A 19,117-nucleotide genomic window follows, 5' to 3' on the forward strand; every position below is an offset into this window, starting at 1 on the left:
CGCTGACCAGCGACTGACGAAACGCCGATGTCCCTCGGGGGGCATCGGCGTTCTTTCGTTCCAGCGTCGTCTTGTCGCACTAGGACCAAGGGGCTTCGTCGTGCCTTCTTTGGCCCTGTCGATCGTTTTCGAGAATAATTCTCATCTTTATCTCGATGGAATGTTCGGGTGACAACAACGACTTTGGCGGCCCCCGTGGCCGCGGGCGCGTCGGCCGGGGCGCTGAGCCTCGACCAGCTACCGATCAACGAATGGGCCACGGTGCTCGACGTGCTGCGGCCCGAAGCCGCCCAGGACCGTGAGCTGGTGCTGCGTCTGACCGAGATCGGTTTTGTGCCCGGCGAGGCGGTGCGCATCGTGGCCACCGGCATGCCGGGCGCCGACCCGCTGGCGGTGCGCCTGGGCCACACCACCTTCGCCTTGCGTCGCCACGAGGCCGCTTTCATCCACGTCACCCGCGGAGCGAGCCACCATGGTTGAAGCCACGCTCGACTTCCGTCCCAACGCCACCCGCGCCGCGGCCGCCCCGCCCGAGCGCGTCGCCCTGCTCGGCAACCCCAACTGCGGCAAGACCGCGCTCTTCAACCTGCTGACCGGCAGCCGCCAGAAGGTGGCCAACTACGCCGGCGTGACTGTCGAGCGCAAGGAAGGCACGCTGCTCACTGCCGGCGGGCGCCGCGTCTTCGTGCTCGACCTGCCCGGTGCCTACAGCCTCAACGCGCTGTCGGCCGACGAAGCCGTCACGCGCGATGTCGTCACCGGCCAGAGCAAGGAACCGCCCCCCGACCTGCTGGTGTGCGTGACCGACGCGACCAACCTGCGCCTCAACCTGCGGCTGGTGCTCGAAGCCAGGAAACTCGGCCTGCCGATGGTGGTGGCCCTCAACATGACCGACATGGCCAAGCGCCAGGGCATCGTGGTCGATGCCGCCGTGCTCTCGCGCGAGCTCGGCGTGCCGGTGATCGAAACGGTGGGCGTGCACGCCGGGGGGGCGCGCGACCTGCTTGCCGCGCTCGACACGCCGGTGGTGGCCACCGCGCCGGTGCCCTGGGTGGCCCCGGAACTCGATGACGTGCTCGCCACCCAGCGCGAGGTGCGGCGCATCCTCGGCCTGGCGGTGACCGAGCCGGTCGGCAGTCTGGCCACCAGCGACCGCATCGACCGCGTGGTGCTGCACCCGCTGTGGGGCATGCTGGTGCTGGCGGTCACGCTGTTCCTGATGTTCCAGGCGGTGTTCAGCTGGGCCAACGTGCCGATGGACGCCATCAAGGCCGGCACCGAATGGCTGGGCGAGGCCGTGAAGGCGGTGGTGCCCGAGGGCATGCTGCAGAGCCTGCTGGTCGACGGTGTGGTGGCCGGCGTCGGCGGCGTGATCGTCTTCCTGCCGCAGATCCTGATCCTGTTCCTCTTCATCCTCGCGCTGGAAGATTCCGGCTACCTGCCGCGCGCAGCCTTCCTGCTCGATCGCGTGATGGGCACCGTCGGCCTGTCGGGCCGCTCGTTCATCCCGCTGCTGTCGAGCTTTGCCTGCGCCATTCCGGGCGTGATGGCGACGCGCACCATCAGCAACTGGCGCGACCGGCTGACCACGATCATGATCGCGCCGCTCATGACCTGCTCGGCGCGGCTGCCGGTGTATGCGCTGCTGATCGCGGCCTTCATCCCGGCGCGCACCGTGGGCGGGATCTTCAACCTGCAGGGCGTCGTGCTCTTCGCGCTCTACGTCTTCGGCATCGTCTCGGCCATGGCGGTGGCCTGGGTGATGAAGCGCTTCCGCGACAACCAGCAGCATTCGCCGCTGATGATGGAACTGCCCGCGTACCGCTGGCCCAATGCCCGCAACCTGCTGCTCGGCCTGTACGAGCGCGCCTGGATCTTCCTGCAGCGCGTGGGCACCATCATCCTCACGCTGACCATCCTGCTGTGGTTCCTGTCGACCTTCCCGTCGCCGCCCGAGGGCGCGACCGGGCCGGCCATCCAGTACAGCCTGGCCGGCAGGATCGGTGGCGCGTTGCAGCACATCTTCGCGCCCATCGGCTTCAACTGGCAGATCTCGATCGCGCTGGTGCCCGGCATGGCGGCGCGCGAGGTGGCGGTGGGCGCGCTCGGTACGGTGTACGCGCTGTCGGCCACCGGCGACGACGTGGCCACCGCGCTGGAGCCGCTGCTCGCGGGCAGCTGGTCGCTCGCCACCGCGCTGTCGCTGCTGGTCTGGTTCGTGTTCGCGCCGCAGTGCATCTCGACGCTCGCCGCGGTCAAGCGCGAGACCAATTCGTGGAAGTACGTGTGGATCATGGCGGGCTACCTGTTCGGGCTGGCCTACCTGGCCTGCTTCATCACCTATCGAATCGCGCTCGCACTGGGCTGGGGTTGAAACGAATGGCACAGAACCTGATCGTCGGAATCATCGTGACGCTTGCCGCCGTTTATGCGGTGTGGCGCTGGATGCCTGCGGGCTGGCGGCGCTCGGCCGCGACCAAGCTTGCCGCCGGCTCGCACCGCGCCGGCCTGGTCGATGCGCAGCGCGCCGACGCGTTGGCCGCGTCGCTTGCCAAGACCTCGGGTTGCGGTTCATGCGACAGCTGCGGTAGCTGCGGCTCGGCCAAGACCGGCCAGGCCGCCACCGACGCGCCGCCCAGCGCCGCCCGCTGAGGGATGGCACTGCAGCTTCTGGTCGCCGGCGGCGGCATCGGCGGCCTGACGAGCGCGCTCGCGCTGGCACGTGGCGGCCACCGGGTCGAGCTGTTCGAGCAGTCCGGCGTCTTCGCCGAAGTCGGTGCCGGCATCCAGCTCGGGCCGAACGCGGTGCGCCGCCTGCATGCCCTGGGCTTGGCGAATGCGCTCGACACCATCGCCGCGCGGCCCGACACGCTGGTGGTGCGTGCGGCCCATGACGACCATGAACTGGCCCGCCTGCCACTGGGCGGCACGGCCTTGCAGCGCTACGGCGCGCCGTACTGCTGCGTGCACCGCGCCGACCTGCATGGCGTGCTGCTGACCGCCGTGCGCGAACACACCGATGTCGCGCTGAACCACCCGGCGCGCCTGACGCAGATCGAGCGCTCCGACGATGCGGTGACGGTCGCCGCCGACGGCGCACGGGCCTGGGAGGGCGATGCGCTGATCGGGGCCGACGGCCTGTGGAGCGTCGTGCGTGCGGAACTCGGCGAGCCCGGCCCCGCGCCGCGGCCCACCGGCCACACCGCCTGGCGTGGCCTGCTGTCGCAAGCCGCCCTGCCGCTGGCGCAGCGCAGCACGCAGGTGCGCGTGTGGCTGGGCGATCGGCTGCACGCGCTGGTCTATCCGGTGCGCGGGGGCGAACTGCTCAACGTGGTGGTGCTGGCCGAAGCCGCGCCGGCCGGCGATGCGCGCGACTGGGACCAGACGACCAGCCTCGAGGCGCTGCAGCGGGCCACCGGACGCTGCAGCACGACGTTGCAGGGCTACCTGAGCGCCGTACCGACCTGGCGTGCCTGGACACTGCACGACCGCGCGCCACTCACCGGCCCGACCCAGATGGCGCACGAGCGCATCGCGCTGGTCGGCGACGCGGCGCACCCGATGCTGCCGTACCTGGCGCAGGGCGCCGGCATGGCGATCGAGGACGCGGTGGCGCTGGCCGAGGCCTTGCGTTCAGTCGACAGCGATGTCGTACCCGATGCCTTGCGTCGCTACGCCAACGCACGTTGGCAGCGCAACGCGCGGGTGCAGGCACGGGCACGCCGCAATGCACAGATCTTTCATGCCGCCGGCCCGCTGCGCATGGCGCGGGATCTGGCCATGCGCACGCTGGGCGCGCGCCTCCTCGATCAGCCCTGGCTGTACGCGCACTGATCGAACCGTGCGCCGAACGTCCGCAGACGCTCGGCGTGTCACAGTGCGAAGCTCTCCAGGTGCTCGATGCGCGTGGCGAGACCTTCGGCCCCGAGGTAGTGCGAGAACGCCTGGCTCGGATCGCGCACCTTCGCCAGCGAGGAGCGCAGTTCGTCCAGCATCGCGTCCCGATGCGTCTCGTAGGCCGCGGGTACGTCGATGTCCACGCGTGCGCACGCGTCAGCGATGAGTCGCGCGCTGGCCGGCGCGCCGCACGCAACGCACTTCACCATCGCCGCCATGTCGGGTTCGGCGCCGTTCGCCAGCAAGGCGGCCGTGAGCTCCGGCGCGATGGCGCTGTCGATGTTGCTCAGCGCCTCCGGCGCAACCGGCGCACCGGCCCGCACCAACGCCGCGGCCGCGGCGAAGGCGCGTGCGCCCACCGCGACGTCGGTGGCCATGGCGCTGCCCGACAGCGGACCGTCGAAGGGCACGCCGGCTGCTGCCAGTGCGGCCACGAGTTCGGCGTCGTCCGTGGCAATCGCATGGCGCAGTGCCACATGCGCCAGTGCGCCGTGGTGGCGCAGCGTGCCGTCGGCCAGCGGCGTGCGCCAGTCGACCATGGCACGGCGGTAGAAGGCGACCAGCTTGTCCATCAGCGCGATCTCCAGCCCGTGCGACTGGTGCCGCTCATCGAGGTACTCAATCAGCGTCTGCCCCGAGAAATAGTCGCCCGACGGCGCCAGCGGGTCTTCGTTGAGATGCAGCGCGGCAAACGCGGCCCGCAGGTCGGGCGCGATCGGGCTGATGCTGTCTTCGTGCAGGCGATGCGTCCAGGCCGGGGGCAGACCCTGCTTCCACGCGATGATCTGGCCATGCGCGTCGCCGGGTTCGACCACGGCGTAGATGCGGTCCAGGTACTCGAAGCCGCCGAAGGGCAGGTGCGTGAGCCGGCCGCTCCAGGGCTTGCCGCTTTCCTCCGCGGCTTCTTCCGCGCACGCCTGCTCGTGTGCGATCCAGCCCTGCAGGTCGCGGTAGCCCGGGCTGCCGTGGAAGAAGAGCTCGTTCCAGCTGATCGCTTCCTCGTTGCCTTTCATCGAGAGCGTGAGGTCGTAGTCGAGGCTGCCGCCGGCCGTCTGCTGCCACAGCGCGACGAGCTCCGCCGGGATCGGCCCGGCGCACGCCGCCTGCACCTCGGCGATCTGTCCGGTCGTCATCGGCGGCTCTGCCTCGAAGATCACGCGATCGGCGAACAGCACGATGCCGTGCGCGCGCAAGACGTCGAGTTCGGTGGTGGAAAAACTGTCTTCGGTCATCGCTGTCTCCCGTTGCGTTGCACAGAATAGCCCTGCGCGGGGGAGATGGGTACCGGGGATCGACCCGGCCGAACTAGGGCCTGTTAACGCAATCTCCGGAAATAGCGTTAACAGGCCCTAAAGGCTGGTGCGCAGCGTCCAGATCTCGGGGAACAGCACCACGTCGAGCATCTTGCGCAGGTAGCTCACACCGCCGGTGCCGCCGGTGCCGCGCTTGAAGCCGATGACGCGCTCCACCGTCGTCACGTGGCGGAAGCGCCAGAGCCGGAAGGCGTCCTCGATGTCGGTGAGCTTCTCGCCCAGCTGGTACAGGTCCCAGTGCTGGCGTGGGTCGCGGTAGACCGCAAGCCAGGCTGCCTCGACCTCGTCGCTCGCTTCGTAGGGCTGCGTCCAGTCGCGTTCCACGTGGCCCGACGGAACGGCCAGCCCGCGCCGCGCCAGCAGGCGCAGCGCTTCGTCGTAGAGCGAGGGCGCGCGGTAGGCTGCGTCCACCTGCGCCAGCAGATCGGCCCGGTGTGCGTGCGGCTTGAGCATCGCGGCGTTCTTGTTGCCCAGCGCGAATTCGATGCAGCGGTACTGCGCGCTCTGGAAGCCGCTGGAGCTCGCGAGGTACGGCCGCATCGCGCTGTACTCGGGCGGCGTCATGGTCGAGAGCACGGTCCATGCGCCGACCAGCTGTTCCATGATCCGCGTCACGCGCGCCAGCATCTTGAAGGCGTCGGGCAACTGCTCGGTCGCGATGCAGCGCGTGGCGGCCGTCAGCTCGTGCAGCATGAGCTTCATCCACAGCTCGCTGGTCTGGTGCTGCACGATGAAGAGCATCTCGTCGTGCGCCGGCGAGAGCGGGTGCTGCGCATTCAGGATCTCGTCGAGATGCAGGTAGTCGCCGTAGCTCATCGACTGGCTGAAGTCGAGCTGCGCCTTCTCGTCGTGGACGATCTTTTCGGGTTCGCTCATGTCAGGTCACCGCGTTCTTTTCGTTGAACTCGGGGCGCTTCCACTCTTCCTTGTCGAGCACCTGAACGAGATGCTCGACCGAATCCCACACGTCCTCGAAGCTCAGGTAGAGCGGCGTGAAGCCGAAGCGCAGGATGTGCGGCGTCTGTGCGTCGCCGGCGCGGAAGTCGCCGATCACGCCGCGGGCGATCAGCGCCTGTACGATGGCGTAGGCGGCGTTGCCCTGGGCTTCGGTCGCTTCGGCCATTGCCAGGCACACCTGCGAGCCGCGCTGGGCGTGGTCGCGCGGCGTGACCAGCGTGAAGCGGTCGGGGCAGCGCGCCTCGACCAGCGCGATGAAGGCATCGGTCAGCGCCAGCGACTTGGCGCGCAAGGCCGCCATCGGACCGAAATCCGCGTTGAAGGGCTCGGCGGCGAGCAGCGTGTCGAGCCCGCATTCGAGCGCCGACAGGCTGATGATCGGCTGTGTGCCGCACAGGTAACGCGCCACACCCGGGGCCGGGCGGTAGTGCGGCGTGAACTCGAAGGGCGCGGCATGGCCGAACCAGCCCGACAGCGGCTGCTCGAAGCGGCTCGCATGGCGCGTGTTCACCCACACGAAGGCCGGCGCACCGGGACCACCGTTCAAGTACTTGTAGCCGCAGCCGATCGCAAAGTCGGCGTTGCTCTCGTTGAGCGTCACCGGCACCGCGCCGGCGCTGTGCGCCAGGTCCCACACGGTGAGCGCGCCCACCGCATGCGCGGCGGCCGTGACGGCCGTCATGTCATGCATGGCACCGGTGCGGTAGTTCACGTGCGTGAGCATCAGTACCGCGACCTCGGGCGTGAGCGCCGCGGGCAGCGCGTCGACGCTGTCGATCAGCGTCAGCGTGAAGCCGCGTTCGCGGCAGAGCGACTCGGCGATGTACAGGTCGGTCGGGAAGTTGCTTCGCTCGCTCACCACGGTGCGGCGCTTGCTGTCCCCACTGTCGATCGCCTGGCTCATCGCGGCGAACAGCACCTTGTAGAGATTGATCGAGGTGCTGTCGGTGCACATCACCTCGTCGGGCGCGGCACCGATCAGGCGCGCGAGCTTGTTGCCCAGGCGCTGCGGCAGGTCGATCCAGCGGGCGGTGTTCCACGAGCGGATCAGCCCGGTGCCCCATTCCTGCGCCACCACCTCGGCGATGCGTGCGGGTGCGGCGGCCGGCATCACGCCGAGCGAGTTGCCGTCGAGGTAGATCACGCCCTCGGGCAGCGTGAACAGGGGGCGCAGGTCGCGCAGCGGGTCGGCGCGGTCGAGGGCGCGGCAGTCGTCGAGGGTCATGGTCGTGGAGGTCATGGAAGAAGTTCGCGCAGCACGGCACGCACGGGGGACGCGTCGGCGCTCACCAGCTTGAGCGGCAGCGCGATGAGTTCGTAGTCGCCTTCGGGCACCTCGTCGAGCACCAGGTTCTCGAGCACGCGCAGGTTCAGGCGGCGGATCACCTGGTGGCTGTCGAGGGTCTTGCTGTCGGCCGGGTCGATGCTGGCGGTGTCGATGCCGACCAGCGTCACGCCGAGTGCGGCGAGGCGTTCGATGGTGGCGGGTGCGTAGGCGGCGAGGGCGTCGTCCCAGCGCTCGACCGGCGCGCGCTGGTAGGTGCGCACCAGCACGCGCGGCGGCAGGTCGGCCACGGCGTGTTCGATGTGCGCCCACTCGATCAGCGGGCCGCACGCGATGGCGTGGATCACGCGGCAGCGGCCGAGAAAGGGCGCGAGGTCGACGTCGCCGATGGTGGCGCCGTCGGGCGCGTAGTGCAGCGGCGCGTCGGCATGCGCGCCGACGTGCGGCGACAGCGTGATCTCGCTGACGTTCACCGGGCAACCCGGGCCGATGCGCGCGGCCCAGCGCTGCCGGTAGGGCGTGTCGCCGGGGAAGACCGGCGCACCCTCATACACGGGGGGGGAAATGTCCCAGAGCCGAGGAAGATGGACTGACATGGCGCGAAGTTAGCGCCGCTCCGCGGGTCGTGGTGTCGGTTATTTCCAACGGCCATGCGAAAAGCGGGGAACCGAGGCGCCCGTGCTGGCACAGGGCTCAGTCAGCCGCCGCCTGGGCAGCGTTCAGGGGTGGGCGGTGTATTCGTCGTGCAGCCGCGTCCAGCTGAAGGTCGGCTCCTGCGGCCAGCCGGGCGGCGAGCGCTCCCAGCTTTCCTGCCGGCCCCAGGGCGTGAGGTCGAGCAGCTTGAAGGTGTTGCTGGCCTCCTCGACGCCGCGGCCGGAGGTGAACCAGGTCTGGAACACGCGCCCGTCCTTCTGAATGAAGACCGACAGGCCGAAGTACGCGTTGTTCTGCGCCGTCACCAGGTCTTCGTGAAAGTCGGTGCCTTCGCAGGACACCCACGGAAAGGTCCACCCCATGCGCCGCTTGACCGCCTCGATACGCGGCACGCTGGCGCGCGCCACCATCACGAAGGTGGTGCGCCGTGCATGCAGGTGCGAGAAGTCGTTCATCAGGTTGTCGCTGAAGAGCGAGCAGCCAGGGCAGATGTGGTCCGCCGTGAGCATGTTGTGATAGACGACGAGTTGGTCGCGCCCTTCGAACAGATCGATCAGCCGCAGGTCGTGACGGGCCGTCGAACGGAAGAGGTAGTCGCGCGTGATCTGCGTCATCGGCAGCTGGCGCCGGCGCGCGTTCAGCGCGTCGCGGGCACGGGTGAGTTCCTTCTCTTCCTTCAGCAACGCGTCGCGGGCGGTTTGCCAGTGCTGGCGCGCAACGATGTCCGGGTAGTTCATGGCCTGCTCCTTCGATTTGTGGACAGAGTACACATATCAAGTCGACAGGTAAACAGCAAGCCGCAAAATGACTCGCTTAAAACATTCTTTTCGTAATGTTAGACTGCCGCGATGTCTGAAGCCCACCGCCGACGCAAGGACCCCGATGCGGTCCGCGCCAACCTCATCGCCGCCGCTGCCGAGCTGCTCGCGCACGGCGAGCCGCTTTCCATGGGCTCCGTGGCCGAACTCGCCGGCGTGACCAAGGGGGCGGTGCAGCACCACTTCGGCACCCGCGAGCAGTTGCTGTCGGACATGTGCGACAGCTACATGCAGCAGTTCCAGGCGGAGCTGGCGGTCGCGCGCGACGTAGACACCGGCCCGGGCAGCGCGGCGCGGGCCTATGTGCGCACCACCTTGCACGGCGTCGACGAGGCGAGTGAACAGGCGCATTGGCGCGCGATCCTCGTCGCCGCCGTGATCGACCGGGCCGTTGCCGAACGCTGGAGCAGCTGGGTGGCCGACAACCGGGCCGGCGATGCGGCCACGGACAACGCCGAACTCATCATGCGTCTGGCGGCGGACGGGCTCTGGCTGTCTGATCTGCTGGGCGTCTACAAGCTCACCGCGTCGCAGCGCGCATCGCTCGGCGAATCCCTGCTGGCCCTGTCATCCACCGAGGCACCCACCGCTTGAACACCTATCTCATCCTTGGCGCCGCGATCGTGCTCGAGATCATCGCCACGTCCTTCCTCAAGGCCTCTGAAGGCTTCACGCGCCTGTGGCCGAGCCTCGTCACGGCGGCGGGCTATGCCGGCTCTTTCTATTGCCTCTCGCTGACGCTGAAGGTGCTGCCCATCGGGGTCGTCTACGCCATCTGGTCCGGCGTGGGCATCGTGCTCACCGCGGTCGTCGGCTGGTTCATCTTCAAGCAGCGCCTCGATGCGGCGGCGATCGGCGGCATGGCGCTGATCGTCGCGGGCGTGCTGGTGATCAACCTGTTCTCGAAGAGCGCGACGCACTGACGCGCCGGGCCGTTCACGCGCCGTCGAGTGCCTCGATGCCGCGCGCGCATTGCAGCACCCGGGCGTCCTCGTAGCGCGGTGCCACCACCTGCAGCCCGACCGGCAACCCGCGCACCGTGCCCGCGGGCACCGAACACGCCGGCACGCCGCAGTAGTTGAAGAGCGGCGTGAAGGCCGCGTGGCCGCGCGGCCCGGCGGGGCGGCCGCCGATCACCGCTGGGCCGAGCTGATCGAGCGGCCAGGCCGTCACCGGCGTGGTGGGGCACAGCAATACGTCGAAGGATTCGAAGAAGCGCGACAGGCTGCCCGCGATGCGTTCCTTCAGCCGCAGCGCGCGTGCCACATCGGCCGGCGTCACCGCGGCGCCGGCCTCGATCTGGCCGACCAGCACCGGGTCGATGCGCGCGCGGTCGCTCGCCAGGCGGCCGCCGTACAGCGCATGCAGGCCGGCCACCTGCAGGGCCATCAGCGGGTACTCGCGGGCTTCCGCGGGCCAGGGCGGGTCGGCATCGACGATCTGCCAGCCGGTGGCGCGCAGGGCATCGACGCGCTGCTGCAGCACGGCGAGCACATCGGCATCGACCGCGAAGTCGCAGCCCAGGTGCGGGCTCCAGGCGACGCGCAGCGCCTGCGGCGGCGCGTCGAGCGTCGGCAGCGCGTCGAGCCCGCTGGCGATCGGCACGCCGGCCGGGTCGCCCGCGTCATAGGCCAGCAGGTGATCGTAGAGCCAGGCGCAGTCGGCCACGTTGCGCGCCATCGGCCCGATGACCGACAGGCCGTAGTTGGGCTCCGCGAAACCCCACGGGTGGGGGATCAGCCCGGGGCTGGACTTGAAGCCGACCAGCCCGCAATGCGCGGCCGGCCGACGGATCGAGCCGCCCGCGTCGGTGCCCAGCGCCAGCAGGCCGAGGCCCGACGCGAGGGCCGCGACCGCGCCGCCCGACGAGCCGCCGGGCGTGAGCGACGGGTCGATCGGATGCCGCGTGGCGCCGTACAGCAGGTTGGTCGTCACGCCCTTGCAGGCGAACTCCGAGCAGTTCGTGATGCCCAGCACCACGCCGCCGAGCGTTCGCAGCCGGGCCACGGCCCAGGCATCGCGCGGCGCGATGAAGTCCTCGAAGAGCTTCGAGCCCTGCGCGATGCGGCGGCCTTCGACCCAGAGGTTGTCCTTGACGGTGAAGGGCACGCCGGCCATTGGCAGCGATTCGCCGGCGGCCAACCGCCGGTCGACCGATACGGCCTCGTCCAGCACCTGCTGCGGATCGAACTGCACGATGGCATTCAGGCCCGGGTTAAGCGCCTCGACCCGGGCGATGAAGTGCCGCGCGACGTCGACGGCGCGCAGCGCGCCGGCCGCCACCTGTGTCGCCAGGGCCCGCGCCGTCCACGTGTGCAATGGGCTGTCGTGCGTGGCGGTGTCGGTGTGCATGGGCTGGTCTTCACAAGAAGCATGCCAATGGAGGGCGGATGTCCCTGCATTCATTGGCTCCAATGCGCTAATGGATTGGACACAATATGGATTTGAGTTGTGCACATATGGTGCGCACCACGCCATCTTGGCGCGCCGACCGCACCGGCCTGGGGTGGCGCCGTCTCTCTGGCGGCGCGGGGCGATACATCGCCCGATGGCATGAAGATTGCGCACAACCCCACTGTCCGGGATCGCTCGATCCCGCCGAGTTTTCAAGAGATGGGTCCGATGAAACGTGTTCTGCTGGGGATGCTGACCCCCTCGTCCAATACCGCGCTGGAGCCGATCACGTCGGCGATGGTGGCGGACCTGCCCGAGGTGTCGGCGCATTTCGCGCGCTTTCGCGTGACCGAGATCTCGCTGCGCTCGCAGGCGCTCGGGCAGTTCGACATCGCGCCCATCCTCGAAGCGGCGCGGCTGCTGGCCGACGCGCGGGTCGACGTGATCGCCTGGAACGGCACGTCGTCGGGCTGGCTCGGCTTCGAGGCCGACGAGGCGCTGTGCGCCCGCATCACCGAAGAGACGGGCATCCCGGCCTGCACCTCTGTGCTGGCCTTCAACGAGGCGATGCAGCTGTCGGGCCGCAAGCGCTTCGGGCTGGCCACGCCTTACCTCGCCGATGTCCAGGAGCGCATCGTCGCCAACTACCGTGCGAACGGCTATGAGTGCCTGGCGGAGCAGCACCTGGGCCACCATGTGAACTTCGAGTTCGCCGAGGTCACACCGGAAGAGATCATGCGCATGGTGCGCGAGGTCGCGAAGGCGTCGCCGCAATGCATCAGCACCTTCTGCACCAACCTGCGCGCGGCGCACCTGGTGCCGGCGCTGGAAGCCGAGCTCGGCATTCCCATCTACGACACGGTGAGCACGGCGGTCTGGAAGGCGCTGCGCCTGTGCGGCGTCGACACGCGCCGGGTCGTCGGCTGGGGCAGCCTGTTCGGCGAATGGCACTGACGCCGGCGCTGCCGCGGTCTTCTGGGTACCATCCGGCCTCTGTCGCACCTCTTCCCGAACACAGCCGCACCATGGCCATCTCCACGTCCCGCCGCGCCCTGAAGCCGTCGTCCAAGACGGCCTCCAAGGCCGATATCTACGAACGCATCTACGAAGCCGTGGTCGAGCACCGCCTGCTGCCCGGGACCAAGCTGTCGGAGGAGCGCGTGGCCGAGCTGTTTGCGGTGAGCCGCACGCAGGTGCGCGGCGTGCTGCAGCGCCTGGCGGTGGAGCAACTGGTCACGCTCATTCCCAACCGCGGCGCCTTCGTCACGACGCCCAGCGTGGACGAGGCGCACGACGTGCTCGAGGTGCGCCGCACGCTCGAGCCGGCGGTGGTGCTGCGGCTCATCGACCGCATCGCCGAGGGCAAGGCGCCCACCGCGATCAAGCAGTTGCGTGCGCTGGTCAAGCGCGAGCAGCAGGCCCACGACGTGGGTGACCGCCGTGCGGCGGTGCGGCTGTCGGGCGAGTTCCACGTGCAGCTCGCACAGTTGTCGGGCAGCAGCATCATGGCGCGCATGATGCGCGAGCTGACGCCTTTGACCTGCCTGGCCATCCTGACCTTCGAGGCGCCCACCGTGGCGGCCTGCCCGAACGACGAGCACACGCTGCTCATCGATGCCATCGAGGGCGGGCAGAAGAAGGCGGCGGTCGCCCTCATGACCGACCACCTGCATCACATCGAGAAGTCGCTCAACCTGCACGTCGAGGACGAGCCCGAGATCGACCTGGCCGAAGTGCTGCTCGGCTGAGGACTGCCGGCCGACCGCCGGGCGATTGGATACAAAACGCGGCACGGCCATTGCTTCGGCGTGGGCATGGACAACGCCGCATCCCCCGTTCCCTTTTTCGATCTGTTGCTGCTCGGCGCCATCGCGCTGACGGCCGACCCGGCGCGCCCCGAGATCCGCGACGGCGCCATCGGCATCCGCGACGGCCGCATCACCTGGCTCGACGCGCAGCCGCCGGCCCGGTACACGGCCACGCGCACCTTGCGCCTGCCCGGCCACTTCGTCACGCCGGGTTTCGTCAACGTCCACACGCACAGCATCCTGACGATGGTGCGCGGCGTGGCGGCCGACCTCGGCTTCGCGCCGTCGTACATGCCCGGCATTCCCAAGGGCACACGCGTGAACCCGTCGCAGGCGCGCGCGCTGGCGCGGCTGGGCGCGCTGGAGGCGCTGCTGGCCGGCTCGACGGTGATCGGCGACAACTTCGTGCACGCCGATGTCGGCACCGAGGCGATGGTCGAGCTCGGCATGCGCCTGTGCCCGAGCTGGCGCATCCACGACGTCGACTTCGCGCGCGTGGCGCACGGCGACTGGCGCCACGAGGCGGCCATCGGCCGCAAGACACTCGACGCGGGCCTGGCACTGCATGCGCGCTGGCAAGGCCACCCGCGGGTGCGCGTCAACCTGGCGGCGCATGCCGTCGACACCTGCTCCGACGGCTTCCTGAAGGAGGTCGCGGCGGCCTCTTCGGCGCACGGCCTGACGGTGAGCACGCACCTGGGCCAGAGCCAGGTCGAGGTCGACCGCGTGCGCGAGCGCAGCGGCCGCACGTCGACGGAGGTGCTGGCCGACGTCGGCCTGCTCAACGAACAGCTGATGGGCGGCCACTGCATCTACGTCACCGAATCGGACGCGCAGAAGATGGCCGCGGCCGGCGCGCACGCGGTGCACATCCCGAAGTGCAACGCCACCTCTGGCCGGCTCGCACCCACGCCGATGCTCCAGCGTGCCGGCGTCAACATGGCGCTGGCCACCGACACGCAGCACGGCGACATGGTCGAGCTGATGCGCTGGGCGCTGGTCACGGCGCGCGTGCAGGAAGGGCGCGTCGACGACAGCTGGCAGCCGCACCATGTCTTCCACATGGCAACGATGGGCGGCGCGAAGGCGCTGGGCATGGCGGGCGAGATCGGCAGCCTGGAGGTGGGCAAGGCGGCCGACCTGGTGGTCTTCGACGCCAACCGGCCGCACCTGCGCCCGCACGTGAACCCGTTGGGCAACCTCGTGCATACGGGGCAGGGCCGCGACGTGCGGATGGTGGTGGTGGCGGGCGACATCCTGGTGGAGGACGGCCTGCCGACGCGCGTCGACATGGAGGCCGTGTGCGCCGAAGCGGAGGCGGCCACGCGTGAGCTGTGGGGCGACGAGGGCAAGCGCTACTGGGAATAACCGCTGCATCAAGGTGCACCTTGCACCATCGACGGACACTTTGTATCCAATTTGACGTTTGAATTGGATTCAAAGCTGGCACGGTGTTTGCACGACAAGAGGCAGGTCCCTGTGCGGACTCCCTCCAACCTTCGAGGAACACCATGTTCAAGTTCATCGCGAAACTCATCGTCGTGGCCGCCGCCGTCGTGCCGCTGGCCAGCCAGGCGCAGGACGCCATCAAGCTCGGCTACGCCAAGTGCGCCCATTGCACGCCGCTGGCGCTCACGCCCGAAAAGGCGACCGACGTGAAGCTGGAAGCCATCGCCTTCAACACCGGCAACGACGTCCTGACCGCGCTGCTCTCCAAGAGCATCGACGTGGCGCAGGTGACCTACCTGCACTACGCCACGGCGCTGGACAAGGGCTTCGACGTGGTGGCCATCTCGGGCCAGATCAACGGCGGCTCGCAGATCCTGGTGGGCAACGATGTGCCGCTGGCCGAGAACGACTGGGCCGGCCTGAAGAAGCTGATCGCCGACTACAAGGCGCAGGGCAAGCCCTTCCGCGTGGCGGCCTCGCGCGGCAACGCGCAGGACATCCACATGCGCGGCGCCTTCGCCAAGCAGGGCATCGACATCAACAAGGACGTGCAGTTCATCAACATCCCGAACCCGTCGGACCACGTGCAGGCGCTGCGCCGCGGCGAGGTGGAACTGATCTGTTCGGTCGACCCCTTCGCCACGCAGATCCGCGAAGTGAAGGCCGCCAAGTTCTTCGCCTTCCCGTATGACCAGGCCGCCGGCAAGCTGACCAACCTGATCGTCACGCGCTCCGACGTGATCGCCTCGCGTCCGAAGGGCGTCGAGCAGACCGTGCGTTCGATCATCAAGGTGAACGAACTGATGGCCAGCGACAAGGCGCTGTTCATCGACACGATCCAGAAGGTGACGGGCCTCGACAAGGCCGTTGCCACGGGCGCCGTCGCCAACCTGTACCCCGACTACCAGATGCACCGTGCCTCGGCCGTGGCCATCGCCCAGATGATGCGCGACCTGAAGTACATCAACACCGACGTGAGCGCCGCGGTCGAGAAGAACATGGACTACCGCTTCCTCGAAGCGGCCACCGGCAAGCCGAAGTCGGCGCTGGGCTACTGATCGATCGGCACACGCAATGGCGCTCTCGTCTTCCGCCCCGACCTTGCCGGTGCTGCAGCCAACCGCTGCCGCGCGGCCGGCGCTGATCAAGCGGCTCTACCGCCGCATCGAACGCGCCATCGTCCCGTTCCTGCTGCTCGTCGGCTGGGAGATCTTCTCGCGCTCCGGCGTGCTGCCGCCCGCATTGCTGCCGGCGCCGTCGCAGGTGATGGTGGCCTGGGCCGACTGGGTGATCGGCACCGACGGCAACACGCAGACCTACAGCGGTCACTGGATCTTCGACGTGGCGGCGAGCGCGACGCGCGTGTTCGCAGGCTTCGCGATCTCGACGCTGCTGGGCGTCTCCATCGGCATGGCGATCGGCTGGTCGCGCACCGTCGAACGCCTCATCGAGCCGGTGCTGCAGATCCTGCGGCCGGTGCCGCCGGTGTCGTGGATCCCGCTGGCCATCATCTGGTTCGGCATCGCCAACAAGCCGGCCATCTTCCTGGTGTTCCTCGGCTCCTTCTTCCCGATCCTGCTGAGCACCATCCACGGCGTGAAGACCTGCGACCGCAACCTGCTGCGCGCCGGCGCGATGACCGGTGGCACGCCGGGCAAGCTGCTGCGCTACATCGTCTTTCCCGCGGCGCTGCCGAGCATCTTCTCGGGCCTGCGCATCGCCGTCGGCTCGGCCTGGATGCTGACCGTGACCGCCGAGATGGTGGCGGTCAAGAGCGGCGTCGGCTACGTGCTGTGGGATTCGTATTACTTCCTGCGCTACGACATCGTGATCGCCGCGATGGTGAGCATCGGCCTGCTCGGCTACCTGAGCGACCTCGCCATCAAGCTGATCGCCGGGCGCGTGCTGCGCTGGCAGCGCGGCTCGACCCTTCAAGCGAAAGAGGGATGACATGAGCCTCATCACCATCCAGAACGTCACGCGCCTGTTCGACGACCCCAAGCGCAAGAGCGCGGTGAAGGCGCTCGACAACGTGAGCGTCGAGGTCGGCCGTAACGAATTCCTCTGCCTGCTCGGCCCCAGCGGCTGCGGCAAGTCGACGCTGCTCAACCTCATCGCCGGCTTCGACCATCCGACCGAAGGCACGGTGAAGGTGGGTGGCCAGGTGGTCACCGCGCCGGGCGCGGACCGCGGCGTGGTGTTCCAGCAGCCGACGCTGATGCCGTGGCTTACCGTGTGGGAGAACGTGGCCTTCCATCTCACGATGCAGGGCGTTGGCAAGGACATCCGTCGAAAGAAGGCGCAGCACTTCATCGAGATGGTCAACCTCAAGGGCTTCGAGAACCACTTCCCGAGCGAGCTGTCGGGCGGCATGAACCAGCGCGTGGGCATTGCGCGCGCGCTGCTCATGAACCCGGAGGTGATCCTGATGGACGAGCCCTTCGGCGCGCTCGATGAGCAGACCAAGATGGAGATGCACGGCGAGCTGGTGCGCATCTGGCGCGAGAGCCAGAGCACCATCGTCTTCGTGACGCACGGCATCGACGAGTCGCTCGCGCTCGGCACGCACGTGGCCGTGATGTCGGCAAGGCCGGGGCGCATCCGCGAGATGATCAAGATCGATCTGGCGCGCCCGCGCGACCCCACCAGCCCGCAGTTCAACGACTACAAGCGCCACATCCTGTCGCTGCTGCGCCCCGAACCCGCCACCGTGGAAGCCTGAGGTGTCGACCTTCATCACCGGTGCCTGCGGTTTCGTCGGCCTGGCGCTGGCCGAGCACCTGATGTGGCGCGGCGAGGACGTGATCGGTTTCGACCGCGCGCCGCTGCCGCCGGCGGCAGCGAAGGCCTTCGACGGCCTGTCGGGCCGCTTCAGCATGGTGGTGGGCGACGTGCGTGACGCCGACGCGCTGCGGCAGGCCATGGCGCTGCACCGGCCGCAGCGGCTGGTCACGCTGGCCGCGATCACGGCCGATGCCAGGCGCGAGCGCGCCACGCCCGGCGCGATCTTTGAGGTCAATGTCGGTGGCGTGATCGCAGCGCTCACCGCCGCGGCCGACTGCGGCGTGACGCGCGTGCTGCATGCGAGCTCCGGCTCGGTCTACGGCGCGAGCGGCAACGGTGTCGCTGCGCTGCAAGAAGACGGCACACCGCTGCGCCCGGAAGGGCTGTACGGCATTTCCAAGCAGGCGGCCGAAGGCGCCGCCTTGCGCCTGGCCGCGCTGCATGGGCTCGACCTGGTGGTCGGCCGGCTCGGCACCTGTTTCGGCCCGTGGGAGGCCGACACCGGCGTGCGCGACACGCTCAGCGCGCCGCTGCAGGTGCTGCGCCTGGCCGAACGTGGCGAGCCGGCCGCGCTGCCGCGCGACAGCCGGCGCGACTGGCTCTACGTGCGCGACGTGGCCGCGGCCATCAGTGCGCTGCTCGACCGTCCGCGGTTGCCGCACGCCGTCTACAACGTGGCGGCGGGCTTCATGGGGTCGATGAGCGACTGGTGCGACGCGCTCGTCGCGCAGCATCCGGACTTCGCCTGGCGCTTGGCGCGCGCGGGCGAGCCGACCAACGTCGACTACTACGCCCCCTACGACCGCGCGCCGATGGACATTGCGCGCCTGCGTGCCGACACCGGCTTCGCGCCGCGCTTCGATCTCGCGGCCGCGGCGAAGGACTTCCTGGCCTGGCGCGAGCGCCATGGCGCCGCCCCACGCACCGCGCATGCCGCTTCGCCCGCCCATGTCTGAATCCACTTCTTCGTCGATCGCGTCTGCTCGCATGGCCGGCCACGTGTGCATCGTCACCGGCGCCGCGTCGGGCATCGGCCGTGCCATCGCACGCACGCTGGCCGCGCACGGCGCGATCGTCGTCGTGGCCGATGTGACCACCGAGGTCATCGAGGGCGGCGCGCCGACGGTCGATGTGATCGCCGCCGAGGGCGGGCACGCGGTCTTCGTCTCGACCGACGTCGCACGCACCGAGCAGGTCGACGCGCTGGTGGCGCAGACCGTCGCGCGCTTCGGGCGGCTCGACGTGCTGGTCAACAACGCCTGCATTCGCCATGCCCGGCCGCTGCTCGAGCTCGAAGAAGCCGACTGGCAGCGCGTGCTCGACGTGAACCTGTCGGGCGTGTACCGATGCTGCCGCGCCGCGGTCCGGCAGATGGTGACGCAGCCGCTGGTCGACGAGGTGCGCGGGCGCATCGTCAACCTGTCGTCGCAGCACGGCATCATCGCGGCGCCGGGCGACCTGGCCTACGGCACCAGCAAGGCCGCCATCGCCTACCTCACGCGGCAGGTGGCGGCCGACTATGCGGCGCAACAGATCGTCTGCAACGCGGTGGCACCGGGCAAGATCCAGACCGGTGCCGGCGGTCGGGCCGTCGACCCCGTGGTGATGGAACGCGCGGAGCGCCGCACGCCCTGGCCGCGCCTCGGGCGGCCTGACGACGTGGCACGCGCTGTGCTCTTTCTGGCCAGCAGCGACGCCCGTTTCGTGACCGGCGCCGAACTCATGGTCGATGGCGGCTGGATGGCCGCCTGAACCGCC

At 69.2% G+C, this 19,117-nt stretch carries 20 protein-coding genes; 14 read left to right on the top strand and 6 right to left on the bottom strand.

All coding sequences use genetic code 11. From position 1 onward, the window contains the following. Nucleotides 1-168: 168 nt before the first annotated feature. From ACSFA2_RS07205 to ACSFA2_RS07220, 4 genes are read left to right on the top strand one after another with little or no spacing between them, the layout of a single operon-like run. A complete protein-coding gene (locus tag ACSFA2_RS07205; RefSeq protein ID WP_435454628.1) occupies nucleotides 169-480 on the top strand; it encodes a FeoA family protein in 312 nt (103 codons plus the stop codon). Further along, a complete protein-coding gene (gene feoB, locus ACSFA2_RS07210) occupies nucleotides 473-2,374 on the top strand; it encodes a ferrous iron transporter B (protein WP_435454629.1) in 1,902 nt (633 codons plus the stop codon). Before ACSFA2_RS07205 ends, feoB begins: the two co-directional genes overlap by 8 nt. Before the next feature lie 5 nt (nucleotides 2,375-2,379). Continuing rightward, entirely contained in the window at nucleotides 2,380-2,652 is a 273-nt protein-coding gene (locus tag ACSFA2_RS07215) for a DUF6587 family protein (RefSeq protein ID WP_435454630.1), read from the top strand. 3 nt (nucleotides 2,653-2,655) lie between these two features. Continuing rightward, nucleotides 2,656-3,834 carry an FAD-dependent monooxygenase gene (locus ACSFA2_RS07220; RefSeq protein WP_435454631.1) on the top strand — a complete coding sequence of 393 codons (1,179 nt, stop codon included), beginning with the start codon at nucleotides 2,656-2,658 and terminating at the stop codon, nucleotides 3,832-3,834. A 38-nt stretch (nucleotides 3,835-3,872) separates the two neighbouring features. Here the strand turns inward: ACSFA2_RS07220 and ACSFA2_RS07225 are convergent, their stop codons facing one another. The 5 genes from ACSFA2_RS07225 to ACSFA2_RS07245 form a co-directional block, all read right to left on the bottom strand. Continuing rightward, nucleotides 3,873-5,129 carry an SMI1/KNR4 family protein gene (locus tag ACSFA2_RS07225; protein ID WP_435454632.1) on the bottom strand — a complete coding sequence of 419 codons (1,257 nt, stop codon included), beginning with the start codon at nucleotides 5,127-5,129 and terminating at the stop codon, nucleotides 3,873-3,875. Nucleotides 5,130-5,246: 117 nt separating this feature from the next. Then, nucleotides 5,247-6,086, bottom strand: a complete 840-nt coding sequence (gene kynA / locus ACSFA2_RS07230; protein ID WP_435454633.1) for a tryptophan 2,3-dioxygenase — start codon at nucleotides 6,084-6,086, stop codon at nucleotides 5,247-5,249. A 1-nt stretch (nucleotide 6,087) separates the two neighbouring features. After that, nucleotides 6,088-7,407, bottom strand: a complete 1,320-nt coding sequence (gene kynU, locus ACSFA2_RS07235) for a kynureninase (RefSeq protein ID WP_435454634.1) — start codon at nucleotides 7,405-7,407, stop codon at nucleotides 6,088-6,090. Beyond that, entirely contained in the window at nucleotides 7,404-8,048 is a 645-nt protein-coding gene (gene kynB, locus ACSFA2_RS07240) for an arylformamidase (RefSeq protein WP_435454635.1), read from the bottom strand. The genes kynU and kynB overlap by 4 nt, the downstream gene beginning before the upstream one ends. A gap of 123 nt (nucleotides 8,049-8,171) precedes the next feature. Then, nucleotides 8,172-8,843 (bottom strand): DUF899 domain-containing protein, encoded by a 672-nt coding sequence (locus tag ACSFA2_RS07245; RefSeq protein ID WP_435454636.1) that lies wholly within the window; start codon nucleotides 8,841-8,843, stop codon nucleotides 8,172-8,174. A gap of 111 nt (nucleotides 8,844-8,954) precedes the next feature. Between ACSFA2_RS07245 and ACSFA2_RS07250 the strand changes: the two genes are divergently transcribed. Together ACSFA2_RS07250 and ACSFA2_RS07255 are read left to right on the top strand one after the other, a co-directional pair. Next, nucleotides 8,955-9,518 carry a TetR/AcrR family transcriptional regulator gene (locus ACSFA2_RS07250; protein WP_435454637.1) on the top strand — a complete coding sequence of 188 codons (564 nt, stop codon included), beginning with the start codon at nucleotides 8,955-8,957 and terminating at the stop codon, nucleotides 9,516-9,518. After that, nucleotides 9,515-9,847: an SMR family transporter gene (locus ACSFA2_RS07255; RefSeq protein ID WP_435454638.1), complete on the top strand. Its 333-nt coding sequence runs from the start codon at nucleotides 9,515-9,517 to the stop codon at nucleotides 9,845-9,847. The genes ACSFA2_RS07250 and ACSFA2_RS07255 overlap by 4 nt, the downstream gene beginning before the upstream one ends. A 13-nt stretch (nucleotides 9,848-9,860) precedes the next feature. Here ACSFA2_RS07255 and ACSFA2_RS07260 read toward each other — a convergent pair whose 3' ends face one another. Further along, complete coding sequence (locus ACSFA2_RS07260) at nucleotides 9,861-11,276, bottom strand: amidase (protein ID WP_435454639.1); 1,416 nt, start codon at nucleotides 11,274-11,276, stop codon at nucleotides 9,861-9,863. A 261-nt stretch (nucleotides 11,277-11,537) separates the two neighbouring features. Between ACSFA2_RS07260 and ACSFA2_RS07265 the strand changes: the two genes are divergently transcribed. The 8 genes from ACSFA2_RS07265 to ACSFA2_RS07300 all read left to right on the top strand — a co-directional run bounded on the left by ACSFA2_RS07265 (nucleotide 11,538) and on the right by ACSFA2_RS07300 (nucleotide 19,111). After that, complete coding sequence (locus ACSFA2_RS07265) at nucleotides 11,538-12,272, top strand: maleate cis-trans isomerase family protein (RefSeq protein ID WP_435454640.1); 735 nt, start codon at nucleotides 11,538-11,540, stop codon at nucleotides 12,270-12,272. 71 nt (nucleotides 12,273-12,343) lie between these two features. Further along, nucleotides 12,344-13,066 (top strand): GntR family transcriptional regulator, encoded by a 723-nt coding sequence (locus ACSFA2_RS07270; RefSeq protein WP_435454641.1) that lies wholly within the window; start codon nucleotides 12,344-12,346, stop codon nucleotides 13,064-13,066. A gap of 66 nt (nucleotides 13,067-13,132) precedes the next feature. Further along, nucleotides 13,133-14,494, top strand: a complete 1,362-nt coding sequence (locus ACSFA2_RS07275) for an amidohydrolase family protein (protein ID WP_435454642.1) — start codon at nucleotides 13,133-13,135, stop codon at nucleotides 14,492-14,494. A gap of 143 nt (nucleotides 14,495-14,637) precedes the next feature. Beyond that, nucleotides 14,638-15,633: an ABC transporter substrate-binding protein gene (locus ACSFA2_RS07280; RefSeq protein WP_435454643.1), complete on the top strand. Its 996-nt coding sequence runs from the start codon at nucleotides 14,638-14,640 to the stop codon at nucleotides 15,631-15,633. Between the two features lie 16 nt (nucleotides 15,634-15,649). Beyond that, on the top strand, nucleotides 15,650-16,525 hold the full coding sequence (locus ACSFA2_RS07285) for an ABC transporter permease (RefSeq protein WP_435454644.1): 876 nt from the start codon (nucleotides 15,650-15,652) through the stop codon (nucleotides 16,523-16,525). A gap of 1 nt (nucleotide 16,526) precedes the next feature. After that, the gene (locus tag ACSFA2_RS07290) at nucleotides 16,527-17,297 is read left to right on the top strand and encodes an ABC transporter ATP-binding protein (protein WP_435454645.1); all 771 of its coding nucleotides are present in this window, start codon (nucleotides 16,527-16,529) and stop codon (nucleotides 17,295-17,297) included. Between the two features lies 1 nt (nucleotide 17,298). Next, nucleotides 17,299-18,315 carry an NAD-dependent epimerase/dehydratase family protein gene (locus ACSFA2_RS07295; RefSeq protein WP_435454646.1) on the top strand — a complete coding sequence of 339 codons (1,017 nt, stop codon included), beginning with the start codon at nucleotides 17,299-17,301 and terminating at the stop codon, nucleotides 18,313-18,315. Continuing rightward, nucleotides 18,308-19,111 (top strand): SDR family NAD(P)-dependent oxidoreductase, encoded by an 804-nt coding sequence (locus tag ACSFA2_RS07300; protein WP_435454647.1) that lies wholly within the window; start codon nucleotides 18,308-18,310, stop codon nucleotides 19,109-19,111. Before ACSFA2_RS07295 ends, ACSFA2_RS07300 begins: the two co-directional genes overlap by 8 nt. The last annotated feature ends 6 nt before the right edge of the window (nucleotides 19,112-19,117 follow it).

The organism is Variovorax cryoconiti (assembly GCF_051216395.1).
Taxonomy (GTDB): Bacteria; Pseudomonadota; Gammaproteobacteria; order Burkholderiales; family Burkholderiaceae_C; genus Variovorax.